This window comes from Chitinilyticum litopenaei DSM 21440, from assembly GCF_000428145.1.
GTDB lineage: Bacteria > Pseudomonadota > Gammaproteobacteria > Burkholderiales > Chitinibacteraceae > Chitinilyticum > Chitinilyticum litopenaei.
On the sequence record NZ_KE386629.1, the window covers coordinates 123,609 to 136,682 of the forward strand.

Annotated in this window: 11 protein-coding genes; 5 read left to right on the forward strand and 6 right to left on the reverse strand. The window is 67.4% G+C overall.

All coding sequences use genetic code 11. The features are described 5' to 3' along the window. Positions 1-37 precede the first annotated feature (37 nt). Positions 38-1,150: a hypothetical protein gene (locus tag C515_RS23800; RefSeq protein WP_028456468.1), complete on the forward strand. Its 1,113-nt coding sequence runs from the start codon at positions 38-40 to the stop codon at positions 1,148-1,150. Between the two features lie 28 nt (positions 1,151-1,178). Here C515_RS23800 and C515_RS22770 read toward each other — a convergent pair whose 3' ends face one another. Next, positions 1,179-3,026 (reverse strand): sensor histidine kinase, encoded by a 1,848-nt coding sequence (locus tag C515_RS22770; RefSeq protein ID WP_158380859.1) that lies wholly within the window; start codon positions 3,024-3,026, stop codon positions 1,179-1,181. On the opposite strand from C515_RS22770, the gene C515_RS23805 reads away from it, so the two are divergent. Then, complete coding sequence (locus C515_RS23805; RefSeq protein WP_211234100.1) at positions 2,983-3,627, forward strand: response regulator; 645 nt, start codon at positions 2,983-2,985, stop codon at positions 3,625-3,627. The two genes, C515_RS22770 and C515_RS23805, sit on opposite strands and share 44 nt — an antisense overlap. Positions 3,628-3,744: 117 nt before the next feature. On the opposite strand, the gene C515_RS0116995 is transcribed toward C515_RS23805, so the two are convergent. Continuing rightward, entirely contained in the window at positions 3,745-6,030 is a 2,286-nt protein-coding gene (locus tag C515_RS0116995; RefSeq protein ID WP_081687033.1) for a glycosyl hydrolase family 18 protein, read from the reverse strand. An 808-nt stretch (positions 6,031-6,838) separates the two neighbouring features. Between C515_RS0116995 and C515_RS24835 the strand changes: the two genes are divergently transcribed. After that, a complete protein-coding gene (locus C515_RS24835) occupies positions 6,839-8,710 on the forward strand; it encodes a glycosyl hydrolase family 8 (protein ID WP_051305056.1) in 1,872 nt (623 codons plus the stop codon). 158 nt (positions 8,711-8,868) lie between these two features. Here the strand turns inward: C515_RS24835 and C515_RS22780 are convergent, their stop codons facing one another. The 4 genes from C515_RS22780 to C515_RS0117020 all read right to left on the reverse strand — a co-directional run bounded on the left by C515_RS22780 (position 8,869) and on the right by C515_RS0117020 (position 12,130). Beyond that, entirely contained in the window at positions 8,869-10,380 is a 1,512-nt protein-coding gene (locus C515_RS22780) for a S41 family peptidase (RefSeq protein ID WP_028456472.1), read from the reverse strand. Between the two features lie 104 nt (positions 10,381-10,484). After that, entirely contained in the window at positions 10,485-11,366 is an 882-nt protein-coding gene (locus C515_RS0117010; RefSeq protein ID WP_028456473.1) for a LysR family transcriptional regulator, read from the reverse strand. A 57-nt stretch (positions 11,367-11,423) separates the two neighbouring features. Then, entirely contained in the window at positions 11,424-11,894 is a 471-nt protein-coding gene (locus C515_RS0117015; protein ID WP_028456474.1) for a DUF2938 family protein, read from the reverse strand. Further along, positions 11,891-12,130: a DUF2798 domain-containing protein gene (locus C515_RS0117020; protein WP_028456475.1), complete on the reverse strand. Its 240-nt coding sequence runs from the start codon at positions 12,128-12,130 to the stop codon at positions 11,891-11,893. Before C515_RS0117020 ends, C515_RS0117015 begins: the two co-directional genes overlap by 4 nt. Before the next feature lie 134 nt (positions 12,131-12,264). On the opposite strand from C515_RS0117020, the gene C515_RS0117025 reads away from it, so the two are divergent. Together C515_RS0117025 and C515_RS0117030 are read left to right on the forward strand one after the other, a co-directional pair. Beyond that, positions 12,265-12,606, forward strand: coding sequence for a hypothetical protein (locus C515_RS0117025; RefSeq protein WP_028456476.1), 342 nt, complete (start codon positions 12,265-12,267; stop codon positions 12,604-12,606). 123 nt (positions 12,607-12,729) lie between these two features. Then, the gene (locus C515_RS0117030; protein ID WP_028456477.1) at positions 12,730-12,987 is read left to right on the forward strand and encodes a hypothetical protein; all 258 of its coding nucleotides are present in this window, start codon (positions 12,730-12,732) and stop codon (positions 12,985-12,987) included. Positions 12,988-13,074: the final 87 nt, after the last annotated feature.

The following is a 13,074-nucleotide window of genomic DNA, read 5'->3' on the forward strand; positions in this document are numbered from 1 at the left end:
TTGCAGAATGCGGACATTGCAAACAAGGAGAGCGGTAATGATGGGTGAACTGTGGCGCTGGCTGGTGGCGCTGTGCGATGTGCGCGGCTGGTGGCGGCTGCTGACCGGGCAGGCGGCGGTGGATGTGGTGTTCATCAGCAATCTGCGTGACGAGGCCGAGCGCCAGCGTTTCTTTGGCCGCTGGCGGCCGCGCAGCGGGCATGCCAATGGCCCGCGGGTGTATCTGAACGGTGTGGCCGGACGGATTCGTGGCATTGATGTGACGGCCGAAGAAATGCTGAGCAAGGAAGGGCGCAAGCGGGCGCAGCAGCTCTTCATTGCTGCCTGCGAATGGGCCGAGCAGCGCGGCGCCAGGGTGATTCTGCTGGCTGCTTCAACCAAGCGTCTGTTCGGGCGCGATGGCCGGGCGCTGAAGGCGCGCTTTCCGAATCTGCTCTTTACCATCGGAGACAATGGCACGGCCACCATGCTGTGGAGCGACATCCGCCGTGCGCTGCGCGAGGCGCGGCTGCTGCATCACGCCCGCGTGCTGGTCATCGGCCCCTACGGCATTCTGGGCGAGGCGGCGACCCGGCAATTGCTGGAGGCGGGGTACGAGGTGCTGGGCTATGGCGGCAACGCCAGCGCGCTGGCCGAGATCAGCGAGCGCTACGGCATCGCGGTGAGCACCGATCTGGCCCTGCTCGGCAAGGTTGATGCGGTGATTGCCTGCACACACAGCAGCACGGCCAAACTCGACCCGGCAGCCATCGAGTTGTTGCGCCAGCCGGGGCGGCGCTTGCTGGTGGTCGATGTGGCCGAGCCGGCCAATCTGGACATCGACGCTTATGCCCGTTGTCGCGATGCGGTCGTGCGCCAGGATGCCGGCAATGCCTTCAGCGAGCGCCTGCATTACGTGCTGGGGCCGCTGTCATGGTCGATGCTGATGCTCTCGAAAGGCGTGATTTTCGGCTGCTTTGCCGAGGCGATGGCGCTGTATCACGCGATCCATCAGCGCGGCGAAGTGCATCTGGCGCAGGTGGACTGGTTTGTCGTCGACGAGGTGAACATGCAGCGCGTGGCGCATGCGCTGGACCACGCCCGTGTCGAGGTGCCGTCGCCGCGCTGTTTCGGTACGGCAGTGCCGAGCTTCCGGCTGGGCGAAACCTGATCTGCTCCACATGAGCAGCCGAATAGGATCAGCTGCACGGGAGCGGGATGACGATGCTCATGCAGCTGCCGCGCCCCGGGCGCGAGGCGATGCGGAACTGATAGCCCGATTGCTGGCACAGCGTCTGCACGATGTGCAGCCCCAGGCCGTGGCCGTGGCGCTCGGCGGCCAGTCGCCCGCTCTGGCGGAAGGGCTGCAGCAGCTGCTGGATCTCGGTTGGCGCAATACCGCTGCCTGTATCCCAGATCTGAATAAGTATTTGATTGGGCTGCCGGCGTATACCCATCAGTACGCCGCCGGTTTCAGTATAGCGGATGGCATTGACCAGCAGATTGTCCAGCAGCCGTGCCAGCACGGTGGGCGAGGCGGCGAGCTGCAGGCCGGTGGCGACATAGCGCAGGCGCAGGCCTTTGGCTTCAGCGGCGCTCAGGTGGCGCTGGTAGGCGGCAATCAGCACGTCTTCCAGCGCCAGCAGATGTTCGCCCTGGCCGTGCCGCGCATCGGCGATCAGCTCGCGCAGCAGGCCTTCGGTGTAGGCCAGCGCCTGCTCGATGTGCTCGCTGATCCTTGCCGTTCCCGCTTGCGCCTGCAAGGCCGGGATCGCCAGCCGGATCGCCGCCAGCGGCTGCGAAAGGTCATGCCCGGCGGCAGCCAGCTCCAGTTGCTGCCGTTGGTTGCGTGCCTGCAGGGCGAGCTTGTCGGCTTCGGCCTGCGCCAGCTGCTCGGCCTCCAGCAGCCGCGCTTCCAGATGGCGGGCATGGCTGCGCTGCAGGCTGAACATGCGGTAGCCCAGTGCGGCGGCAAAGCACAGCGCTTCGAGCAGGTAGCCGATCTGCGGCAGCGCAAAGGTCGGCAGGCCGCTCAGTATGCCCAGCACGCTCAGGCCGAACAGCACATTGACGAACAGCAGCAGGCAGATTGCGCCGGCCAGATACCAGCCCGCCGCCGGCAGGCGCTGGCGCAGCGCCAGGGCGCCGGCCAGCAGTGGCAGCGGCAGATGCAGCAGCGCCAGTGGCAGCAGCAGGTCCATGCTGCCGCTGAGCTGGTAATGCACGGCACTGGCCAGCGCCGCCGCCATCAGGGCCAGATAGGCGCGCCACAGCCACGGCGCGCGGCGGCGCAAGTCGAAGAGATTGATGGTGAACGCCGCATGGCTGCAATGGATGGCCGCCTGCAGCCACACCGGTGCAGCCTGATTCCAGCTGCCGGCATTCGGCCACAGCCAGCCAAACAGAAATCCGCCGATCTGCAGCAGAAACAGCACCGCGCACAGCAGCGTCACCGCGTAATACAGATAGGCCGGCTGCTGCTCGATGGCGTAATGCAGCAGTGCCAGCAGCAGCAGCGCGAGCAGGCTGCCGATCACCAGGCCGGTCAGCAGATTGCCGTCGGCAAGGCGCCTGGCATGCTCTTCAGGGGTATGGAGCTGCAACTCAAGTGGTGTATCGCCATGCACGCGGTACTGCAGCAGGTATTCGTGCTGCCCGGCCGCGACATCCAGCGGCAGCGCCAGCCGCCGTCCGGGCCAGGGCCGGGCGGCGTAGGGGCTGTCGCTGTGCAATTCAATCAGGCGGCTGGCGGCCGGGCCGCTGCCGCGATACAGCGCCAGATACTCGATATCCGGCACGCCCACATCCAGCAGCAGGCGCTGCGGCGTGGCGCTGACGAACTGCACGCGCAGCCAGCGGCGCTCGTCATCGCCGCGTACCCAGCCCTCCACCCAGGGCGCGCTGGCGGCCGGAATGCCGGCCGGCGTGTGCGGCAGCGTCTGCACGCGCAGTGCCGGCGTGCCTTCGCCCGCGGCCAGCGGCTTGGCGAACAGCAGCAAACCAGTGACAATCAGCGCCAGCCAACTGCCCGCCATTCCGAATCTCATGCGCTTCATCCTTGCCGACGACCACGTCCTGTTCCGCGAGGGACTGAAATTCCTGCTCGCCCAAAACGCCGATTATCGCATCGTTGCCGAGGCGGGCGATGCCGCCACGCTGAAACAGCTGGTGCAGCAGCACGCCACCGACATGGTGCTGATGGATTACCAGATGCCCGGCGACGACAGCGCGGCCGTGCTGGCCTGGCTCAAGCAGCGCTACCCGGCACTGCGCATCATCGTGCTCACCGGTGTGCAGTCGGGGGCGGTGCTGCGGCAGCTGCTGGATGCCGGCGCCGACGGCCTGATGCTCAAGGAGGGCGCGGGAGCCGAGCTGCTGGCCGGGATCGCCCGCGTTGCTGCCGGCGAACGCTACCTCAGCCCGGCCGCCAGCGAGCGCCTGGGCAGCGTGGCAGTGACGCTGACGCCGCGCGAATTCCAGATCCTGCAGGCGATTGCCGCCGGCCAGTCCAGCCAGGAGATTGCCGCCCGGCTGGTGATCTCGGCGCGCACGGTCGACAAGCACCGCGAAAACCTCATGGCCAAGCTCGATGCCGGCAACGCCATCCAGCTGCTGCAGCGCGCACGCCTTCTGCAATTGCTGCCCTGAAGATGGTGCTGTGGGTATGTGGCTGCAGCCCTTTTCTGTAAAAGGGTGTGTAGTGATACCTGGGGGTGACTGCGGATTCCTGCCGCCTTGCGCAGCCCGGGCCGCAGCGCTGCCGGCTCAGCCGGCAAACCACTGCGGATAGCGCTCGCGCAGGCGCGGCAGTTGCTGGCGGCGGACTGGAATGCGTTCATTGCCGATGCGCAGCACATGCCGGCCCTTGCCCAGCTGTTCCACCCCGCGCACAAAGCGCGGATTGACCAGATAGGAACGGTGCACCGGCAGCAGCAGCTCGTCGGGAAAATACAGGCGGATTGCCCGCAGGCGCAGCGTGACGTGCAGCGGCGGGCTGCCGTCCAGGCAATGGATGCCGCTATACCCCTTGTCGGCGCGGATGAAGAGCAGGCGTTCGCGGCGCGCGGCAATTTCGTAAAGCTCGGAAAGCACATAGGGCTGGCGCGTCAGCTCGGTGAGATGCTCGCGCAGGGCGGCCAGTTGTGTCAGCAGCAATGCGAGCAGCGCTTCGTCGGCCGCGTCGGCCGGAGCATGGAACTGGACGGCCAGCAGCTGGCCGGCCTGTGCGTCGCTGTCCAGCCAGGCGCGGGTGCGGTCCGCGCTGAAGCGCAATCCCGCGCCGGTGGTGACGGTGTCCTGGCTGGCATCGTCCTCCTCGTCACCTTCCTGCTGCAGGGCAACCGCGCGCACCGCAGGTTCGCTGGCGAGAAAATCCATCACGGCTTCCAGCATTTTCTCGACGCTGCGCTGCCTGCCCAGCGTCTGCGTCAGCCGGTTCAGCGCCTGCAGGCGTTTGGCCAGCGCCGGCAGGCTGGCGGTCTCGCCCAGGCTTGCCGCCTGCGGCATGGGGAGCGCCGCTGGCGGGCGGGAAGCCAGCGCCAGGGGCAGCAACTGCTGTTCCAGCTGTGCCAGAGCGGATTGGCCGTGCGCCGGCAGGCGCTGCCGCACCCGCGGCGGCGCGGCCTGCAGCCCGGCGAGCAGCGGCAGCGCATGCCACAAGGCCGTCTGCAGGCGGATTACCTCACGGCATTGGGCCTCCAGCAGCAGCCGTCGCCGCCGGTGGCGCAGGCCGGCCAGCAGCAGGGCCAGGGCCAGCAACGCGCCCAGCGCACCCAGCAGCGGGTCGAGCCAGGCCGGGCGAGCCTGCCAGAGCAGGCGGCCATATTCCAGCCGGCCCCGCCAGGGATGGTAATGGCGGTAGGCCTGCAGCTGCAGGCTGTCCCGGCCGGCCGCATCGCTGCCCAGATGCCAGAAGGCCACACCGGCCAGCCCGGCCCGGTCGCTGAAGGCCAGTTTCTCGGCCAGCGCGCGCGGGCTTTCATAGCTGATGAACTGCCGCTGGCTGCTGCTGTAGAGAAAACTGGCGCGCGCCTGGGCGTCCCAGTACTCGCGAAAGGCCGGGTCGGCGCGGTGCTGCAGCACCTCGCCCAGCGTCAGCGCACCGCTCGGGCCCGTGGCCGGGTCGTCAAGGCTGCCAAAGGGTCGTCCGCTGGCCGGCTGGCCGGCGGCTGGCGCCGGCACGCCCTCCCAGGCGGTGGCTTCCAGATCAATCATCAGCACCAGCCGGTCTGGCGGCACACCCAGCGCCGCCAGCCGGCGCACATTGCGCGCCACGCTGAGCGGGTCGTCGGCATCGCGGCCGTGAAGCGGGGCGCTGTGGCGCGTGCGCAGCAGGCTGCCGCCGTGAAAGTCAAAGGCATCGACCAGGGCGAAATCGACATGGGCGACCTCCTGCCCGCTGAGTGCCGGCTGCAGGTGCGAGCCGTTGATGCCCAGCGTGGTGGCCAGCAGATAGGGGCGGCCGCGCTGGCGGGCGCGCTCGTCCATGGTCTGGCGCAGCGTCTTCAGCAGCTGCAGCTTGTGATACTGGTCGTCGGCACGCGCTTCCTGCCCCGGCGGGCCGCCGATCACCGGGTATTGCCAGTCGATGTCGATGCCGTCAAAGCCGTGCGTGTCGATATAGTCCAGCGCCAGACGGGCGAAGCGCTGGCGCAGTGCCGGGTCGGCGGCCACGCGCGGGTAGTGGGTGGACCAGCTCCAGCCACCGATGGCCAGCAGCGTGCGCAGCTGCGGATGGCTGCGCTTGAGGTCGCGCAGCAGCGCATAACCGCCACGCAGCGGCGGGCTGCCGGGCGAGGGGCGAAAGGCATAGCTGAGGTCGGCCACGTGATCGCCGGGCGCCACGCTGCCATCGGCATTCAGCCGGGCGTGGGCGTAGATCAGGTGGGTCAGTTGCGCCAGCGGCTGCGCGGGCAGCGAGTTCTGGTTCTGGTAGATGGTCCAGAAGGGGTAATAGCCGACCAGCAGCGGCGCATTGCGGGCGAGCGCCGGCGTGGCTGGCCAGCACATCGCCAGCATCAGCAGCAGCCAGCGCCATCCTCCTCGTCGCATCGTGTCTCCCCCGTGTCGAGCTGCGCGCCATTCTAGCGCGCGGCCCGGCCGCCAGCCGACGAAAACCCGGTGCAAACGCTGCCGTTCATGAAGTTATCGATGCGATGAAATGGTGGTAAGTGGCTGATTGTTATGATTTTGTTTTAGCGTTTCGTGAAGTCGGCATAGCCCCTGGCGCGCAGCGCGCGCGGGCGCACGTACACTGGCCAGCGGCACGTTGCGCAGGCTCGGTCACTCCCGTCCTGTGCCCTGCGCAGCGGCGCCGCAACAGCAAAAAACTGGCCATGTCCCGGAAGCGTGTTGCTCGCGCTGATTGCTTCGCGGCAGTGTGCAAGAGGCACTTCGGCATACCGGCGTCCCACGGGGATTCTGCGGTCAACGCTGGCATCCAGACGGCATGATCAGCCGAAGTCACTGGATTCCGGCCTGCGCCGGAATGACGTGCAAATCAATCAGCGCAACAGGGTTTTTGGTACATCGCCAATAAAAACGGGATCAGCAGGGCACTGCAGTCAATGCCGTGACAGAGACACAGAAATCGGCAGACGGTCAGTCCCGGCCGGCAATTCATGGTGTGCGCGTGCAGTCCGGCGCGTCACTGTGCTGCATGCTGTTCATGCATGTGCCGGCAGCCCTGTGATTCATGAAAGCGGCCAGCCAGGGCGGCTGATCTGGAGTGTGTCTTGATGGGTATGATCGTATAGCCCTTTCCCAGAATGGGCTGTGGCGATATACCCGTGAATGCATGCTCCGGCTCATGCCACAAGCTCTGGTCGGCCGACAAAACCGATGATGGAGGATGACAAGCATGCAGCAGCACACCCCCCGCGCAACCCTGCGCACACTGGCGCTGGCCGTCTGGCTGGCGGGCGCTCCGCTGGCGCTGACCGGTCAGGCACAGGCGGCCAGCCCGGTACTCGCCATGGCCTATGTGCCGGGCAGCATACAGCCCAGCCACCTGGGCAGCAGCCAGGTCCAGGCGCAGGTCGACGCCGCCTATGCGGCGTGGAAAAGCCGCTACCTGAAAACCGACCCGCAGGACGCCAACCGCATGTACGTGTGGTTCGGTTCGGCGTCGGGCAAGCAGGTGGTGTCCGAAGGCCAGGGTTTCGGCATGGTCGCCGTCACGCAGATGGCCGCGCGCGACCCACAAGCACAGCAGCTCTTCGACAAGCTGTTCCGCTACTACCGCGCCCACCCCAGCCAGAACAGTCCCTACCTGATGGCCTGGGCGCAGGCGCTGTCCGGCGGCAGGCTCGTCGATACCGAAGGCGCCAGCTCCGCCACCGACGGCGACATGGATGCCGCCTACGCGCTGCTGCTGGCCGACCAGCTGTGGGGCTCGAACGGCGCGATCAATTACAGGGCCGAAGCGCTCAACACCATCAATGCGCTGATGACGCTGACGGTGAACCAGAGCCAGTGGACGCTGAAACTCGGCGACTGGGCGCGCGACAGCGACGCCACCTACGGCAAGAGCACGCGCGGTTCGGATTTCATGTTCACCCACCTGCGCGCCTTCCACGCCGCCAGCGGCGACGCGCGCTGGCAGTTCGTGCTCGACAAGTCCTACCAGATCGCCGACAGCGTGTACCGCAATTACGCGCCGGCCACCGGCCTCTTGCCCGATTTCATGGTTCCGGACGGCAACGGCGGCTTCAAGCCCTCGCCGCCGAACTTCCTCGAAGCCGATACCGACGGCAAGTACAGCTGGAACAATTGCCGCGTGCCCTGGCGCTTCAGCCTCGACTATCTGGTCAACGGCGACACGCGCGCGCTCGCGCTGCTGCAGACGCTGAACCGCTGGGTGCGCACGACCGCCAGCAATGGCGACCCGGGCCGGATCTATTCCGGCTACGAGCTCAACGGCACGCCGCTGAACAACTGGACGTCCAATGCCTTCACCGCGCCGTTTGCCGTCAGCGCGACCATCGATGCCAGCAACCAGGCCTGGCTGAACGCGCTGTGGGATCGCGTGGCCGCCACGCCGAGCAACGAGTATTACGCCGACTCGATCCGCCTCTTGTCGATGATCGGTGCGGCCGGACTCTGGCGGCAGCCAGGTGCGGCCAGCGTCACGCCAACGCCCACCGCCACTCCGACGCCAGGGCCGAGCGCGACACCAACGGCCACTCCCACGGCCACGCCGACCACGACGCCCACGCCAACTGCCCCCCCGACCGCCACGCCCACCCCGGCCAGCAATTGTTTTGCCGCATGGCATGCCGGCAGCGAATACCAGGGAGGCGCGCGGGTAACGTTCAATGGCCGCAATTACGAGGCGAAGTGGTGGACGCGCGGCGATGATCCCTCGAAATCCGGCCAGTGGGGAGTCTGGAAAGACCTGGGCCCCTGCGGCGCAGCCGCCACACCGACCGTCGCTCCGAGTCCGACGGCGACGCCGACCGCCATGCCCTCGCCCACGCTGACGCCAGTCCCGACCGCGACCCCGCAACCGACCGCCACGCCGACAGCCGTGCCAAGCGCCACGCCGACCAGTTCGCCCACGCCGGGCAGCTGCGGGCTGGCCTGGGAAGAGGGCCGCAGTTACAAGGCGGGCGAACGGGTGAGCTACAAGGGTGTTGGCTATCAGGCACTGGTCGCGCATACCGCTTATGCGGGTGCGGGCTGGACACCGGAAGCGAGCCCGACGCTCTGGAAGACGCTGGGCCCCTGCTAGCCTGGCCCTGTGCCGTTATTGATCCGCCCCTCAGAAGTTTGAATTTCCTACGAGTAAAACATCAGAGGGCCGGATCAATAGCTGATTGGCCAGCTGGCTGGCGATCAGCAAGGTCGCGCGCTTGCGCCTGCTACCGGATGCAAATCCCGGGGGACTCATCAAGGGCGCGGCAGCATGCCCTGCAGCACTGCCCGCGCCTTGAGCAGGCCAGGGTCGCGGCGCAGCGCTACATCGCTGTCGGTCGGGAAGGGCGCGGCGTGGCGCACGGGAACGCCACTTCCCTCGAACCATTCGCCCTGCGGCGACAGGTAGTATTCGTTGGACAGGCTGAACTGCACGCCGCCCGGCGTGCGCTTGTGCAGCGAATCGGACAGCGCGCCGCCGGTGGCTTCGCCCACCAGCACGACATTGGGCAGGTTGCGCAGGCTGAGGGCGAGCACTTCGGCGGCGCTGAAGGTGCTGCTGCTGGTGAGCACCACGATGGGGCCGGCATAGCGCTTGCCGGCCGCCGGTTTGACGGTGACCTTGCGCAGCGGTGTGCGCCCGGCGCCCAGCCGGGCCTGCTTGCCGTACACCACGGTGGGGCGCTCGACAAAGCGGCTGGCGATGCGCATGGCGTTTTCGTCGAAGCCGCCGGGGGCGAAACGCAGGTCGATGATCAGCGCGCGCGCATTCTGCACGTCGCCCATGATGCGCTCGAGCGCGGCGTCCAGTACCGGCAGATCCTTGGCCAGCTCCTCGCTGCCGCTGAATCCGGAGAGCTGGCGGATGTTCAGGTAGGCGTAGCGCTCGGGTGTCATGAACCAGCTCAGCAGATTGTTGGCCGCGCGCTGCACCGGCTTGCCCGGCGCCGCGTAGCGCTCGGGCAGCGCGGTCAGCTGGCGGGTCTGCTTGCTGACGTAGCGGTCGATGGCCTGTTGCTGTGCGGTGGTGAATGGCGGCGACCAGTTGCGCTGGCGCGCGAAGTCGGCGGCGGATTGCAACAGGTACATCGGTTTGCGCGTGACGGTGTGGCTCTGATCCTGCCAGTAGACCGACACATGGCCGTCCCGCAGCGGCGTGACCAGCTGCGTGAGCACGCCGTAGAGTCTGGCGTCGCCACTGGCGGGCTTGAGCGGCTCGCCCAGCTGGCGCTGACCCGCCCAGTCGGTGCGGCTCAGGCCAAAGTCGTGATACAGCTCGGCGTAGGTTTGCCAGACCAGCTGGAAATCGCGCTGGCTGTCGGCCCGGTAGCCGGCCTCATCCTGCGTGGGCAGCAGGCGCTCGGGCTGGCAGGGGGCGGGCAGCGCACCGGTGCGCTGAAAGCGGATTCCCGGCGTGACCTGCTGGCCGGCTTCAAGGTAATCGAGCTGGTTGGCGCCGTGCAGGCGCAGCAATTGCGCCAGATCCGCCGCGCTTTGCGGGGGCAGCCGGTCGGCAACCAGACAGTACTGGCTGCTGAAGTCGTAACGGGTGAGCCGCAGCTGGCCGCCGGCATCGCTGTCGAGCTGCAGCGCGTAGCCATAGGCGGGCGCCAGCCAGATTCCGGCCAGCTGGGCCGGGCTGGCTGCGGTGGCGAAAGCGCTGTTTTCGGCGTCGTCGCCGGCAAGGTCGGCATCGCTGAATTCGGCGGCCTGGCTGGCGCCGGCCAGCAGGGCCAGCAGGCCGGCGGCGATCGGGAACGAGGGCATGGGCAACTCCACGGTTTCAGGAGCGGCCATGCTGCCAGCATGCCGTGTGCCAATCCGTGTGAAGTTGTGAAAGAGTGTGAGCGGGCCGCTGCGGGCGTGACGGCCTACCCGCCTTGCAGTTCGCGCAGCAGATCGGCGACGGTGGCCAGCAGCGGCTCGTCCTGTCGCGCCGGCAGGCAGGCAAAGCACAGCAGCACGTCCAGCCCGGCCGGCCCCAGCAGCACGACCTCGCCGCGCGCGGCCGCTTCCTGCGCGGCGGGCTCGTGCAGCAGGCCCAGCCCCACGCCGCCGGCGATCAGCGTGCGGGTGGCGCTGTGCTGCTCGACGTGAAAGAGCTTGGCCGGGCGGATGCCGTGACGGGCAAACAGCCGCGCGATGGCTTGCTCGCTGCAGGCACTGTTGGCCTGGTGTATCCACGGCAGGGCGGCAAGCTGTTGCCAGTCCAGTGGCTGGCCGGCATCGACCCAGCCCGGCGGCGCAGCCAGTTGCAGCGCGTAGCGGCCCAGCTCCAGCGTGGCAAAGCGCTCGGGCAGTTCGTCGAGCACGCTGTAGAGACCGGCGTCGAGCGTGCCGTCCTGCAGTCCGCGCTCGATCTCGTCCGGGCTGCCCTGCTGCAGCTGCACATCGATCTCCGGGTAGTCTTCGGCCAGACGCACCAGCAGCCGGCCCAGCCATTGCGCATCTGGGCTGCGGCTGGCGCCCAGGCGCAAGGTGCCGCCGGCCTGCTGTTTGATGCGCGCGGCTTCGGTGAGCAGCTCGCGATGTCCGGCCAGCAGCCGTTCGGCGTGCGTGAGCAATTGCACGCCGCTGCCGGTGAGCGCCATGCCGCGCGGCGTACGCACGAACAGCGTCAGCCCCAGCTCGTCTTCCAGCGCCTTGATGTGCGCGCTGATTGCCGGCTGGCTAAGGAAGAGCTGCTCGGCCGCGCGGGTGATGCTGCCCTCGCGCGCGACCGCGACCAGGGTTTTCAGTTGGTAGATTTCCATCGTCTTCCTTGCGCCTGCGTCTGCAGCATGACGATGCCACAGCCGCGCTGTTTCGTGTCAGCCGGCAACCAGCAGGCCACCCAGATACAGCCCCGTGCCGAACACCGTATGCGTGGCCAGACTCTTCAGCCTGGCCGCCCACGGCGCCGGCGCGCGGCTGGCGGCAATGCCCAGGCCCAGCGCCGGCTGCATCAGCAGATAGGGAATCAGCACCGTCGCGATTCCCACCAGCAGGGCCGGCCCCGGCTGCGGCCTGGCGAACCAGTCATCCACCGCCAGCAGCAGCGCCGCAAATGCCATGCCGGTGGCGTAGTGCGCCAGCCAGCCCAGTGCGCATTCGTGCCGTCTGGGGGCGGCCTTGCCGATATGGGCATGGGTGAAGGTGCCGGTGGGCATGTGCGCCAGCCAGCGCCCGATCAGGCAATAGCTCAGCGAGGCAATGCCAAACCGCCTGAGCAGCAGCGCCCAGCCATCCATCAGCAGCGTTGCGCTCACGCCGACGGCGAGCACCTGCGCGAGCGTGTTCACGATGCGCTCCGCGCCGGGGCGACCAGCAGGCCGACCAGCTTGCGCACGGCAGGGATGACCAGCAGCACGACGGGAAACGCCACGGCAAAGGCCAGCAGCCAGGCGCGCAGCCAGATCGCCGCAACGCCGACCACCGGGCCGAGGTGGATCAGCGTCAGCAGCAGCGACATCAGGCCGGACATGAACAAGGCCATCAGCAAGGCAAACAGCAGGGGGGCAAAGCGCGGGGCAATCATGATTCCATCTCCTTCATCCCGGCAGCGCCAGGCTGGCGCGGCACCGATGTCGTCATCATGAAATCAGCCCCGGATCGCGTCCAATGGCAAATCCGGAGGGCTGGCCTCGGGTTTTTCGAGGGCTAGATGCCCGCATGCTTCTGCATGTCAGCTATCTGCTGCAGTACGGCTCGAATTTGACCGCTCTGGGGCTGTCGTCCGCCGCTGCGCCTTACCCCCTCGCCCAGGCCCAGTTCGCCGCCAATCTCGCCGCGCCCAGCAATGACACCGTCCCTGCCGGCGGCAATGACATCCAGGTTGCCATCGCCTATGTCAACTACCTGCACAGTCAGGCGAGCCCGAAAACGGCTGGCGGTTCGCTTGTCGCTGCCGCCGTGCCCTGCCTGTGCCCCTCCTGCGACAACAATGCGGCCTGCGTGGCTGGGGATGCCTGCCTCGGCGTGGCAAATCGCGGCGCCGAGCCGGTCACTGCCTGAGTCGGGCTGGTTAACATAAAGCAAACAGTCCGCTTGCTGGATTTGGAAGAGAGTGCCGCCGGGTCGCACAATGTGCTGCAGCGTCGCAGCATTGCGGCCCGTTCACCCTGCAAGGATAAATCCATGACCGAAATGAAGTCCCACCTGAAAATCGCGCTGCAATCGATCTCCTGCTTTGCCAACGACGGCAAGGTTGACAGTGGCGAGCTGAATTACCTGCTCGGTATCGCCAAGGCCGATGGACGCATCGATGCCGATGAGGCCCGCGTGCTCACCAGCATCATGCAAAAGAGCCTGCAAGCCGGCGTGGACAGTGGTACCTCGGCTCGCATCAACGACATCATGGCCGAGATCGCCAGTCAGGCTAAGTCCTGGGCCTGAACGCACCAGACCGCCAGCATGGCCGGACGGATGTCCGGCCATTCTTTTGTAACGAGCCTTGATGTATCAATCCCGGGCCTTTGATTG

Excerpts from the sequence above, each read along its gene's own strand:
- C515_RS23800 (WP_028456468.1), top strand. The coding sequence starts at position 38 with ATGATGGGTGAACTGTGGCGCTGGCTGGTGGCGCTGTGCGATGTGCGC.
- C515_RS22770 (WP_158380859.1), bottom strand. The coding sequence starts at position 3,026 with ATGAGATTCGGAATGGCGGGCAGTTGGCTGGCGCTGATTGTCACTGGT.
- C515_RS0116995 (WP_081687033.1), bottom strand. The coding sequence starts at position 6,030 with ATGCGACGAGGAGGATGGCGCTGGCTGCTGCTGATGCTGGCGATGTGC.
- C515_RS24835 (WP_051305056.1), top strand. The coding sequence starts at position 6,839 with ATGCAGCAGCACACCCCCCGCGCAACCCTGCGCACACTGGCGCTGGCC.
- C515_RS22780 (WP_028456472.1), bottom strand. The coding sequence starts at position 10,380 with ATGCCCTCGTTCCCGATCGCCGCCGGCCTGCTGGCCCTGCTGGCCGGC.
- C515_RS0117010 (WP_028456473.1), bottom strand. The coding sequence starts at position 11,366 with ATGGAAATCTACCAACTGAAAACCCTGGTCGCGGTCGCGCGCGAGGGC.
- C515_RS0117020 (WP_028456475.1), bottom strand. The coding sequence starts at position 12,130 with ATGATTGCCCCGCGCTTTGCCCCCCTGCTGTTTGCCTTGCTGATGGCC.
- C515_RS0117025 (WP_028456476.1), top strand. The coding sequence starts at position 12,265 with ATGCTTCTGCATGTCAGCTATCTGCTGCAGTACGGCTCGAATTTGACC.
- C515_RS0117030 (WP_028456477.1), top strand. The coding sequence starts at position 12,730 with ATGACCGAAATGAAGTCCCACCTGAAAATCGCGCTGCAATCGATCTCC.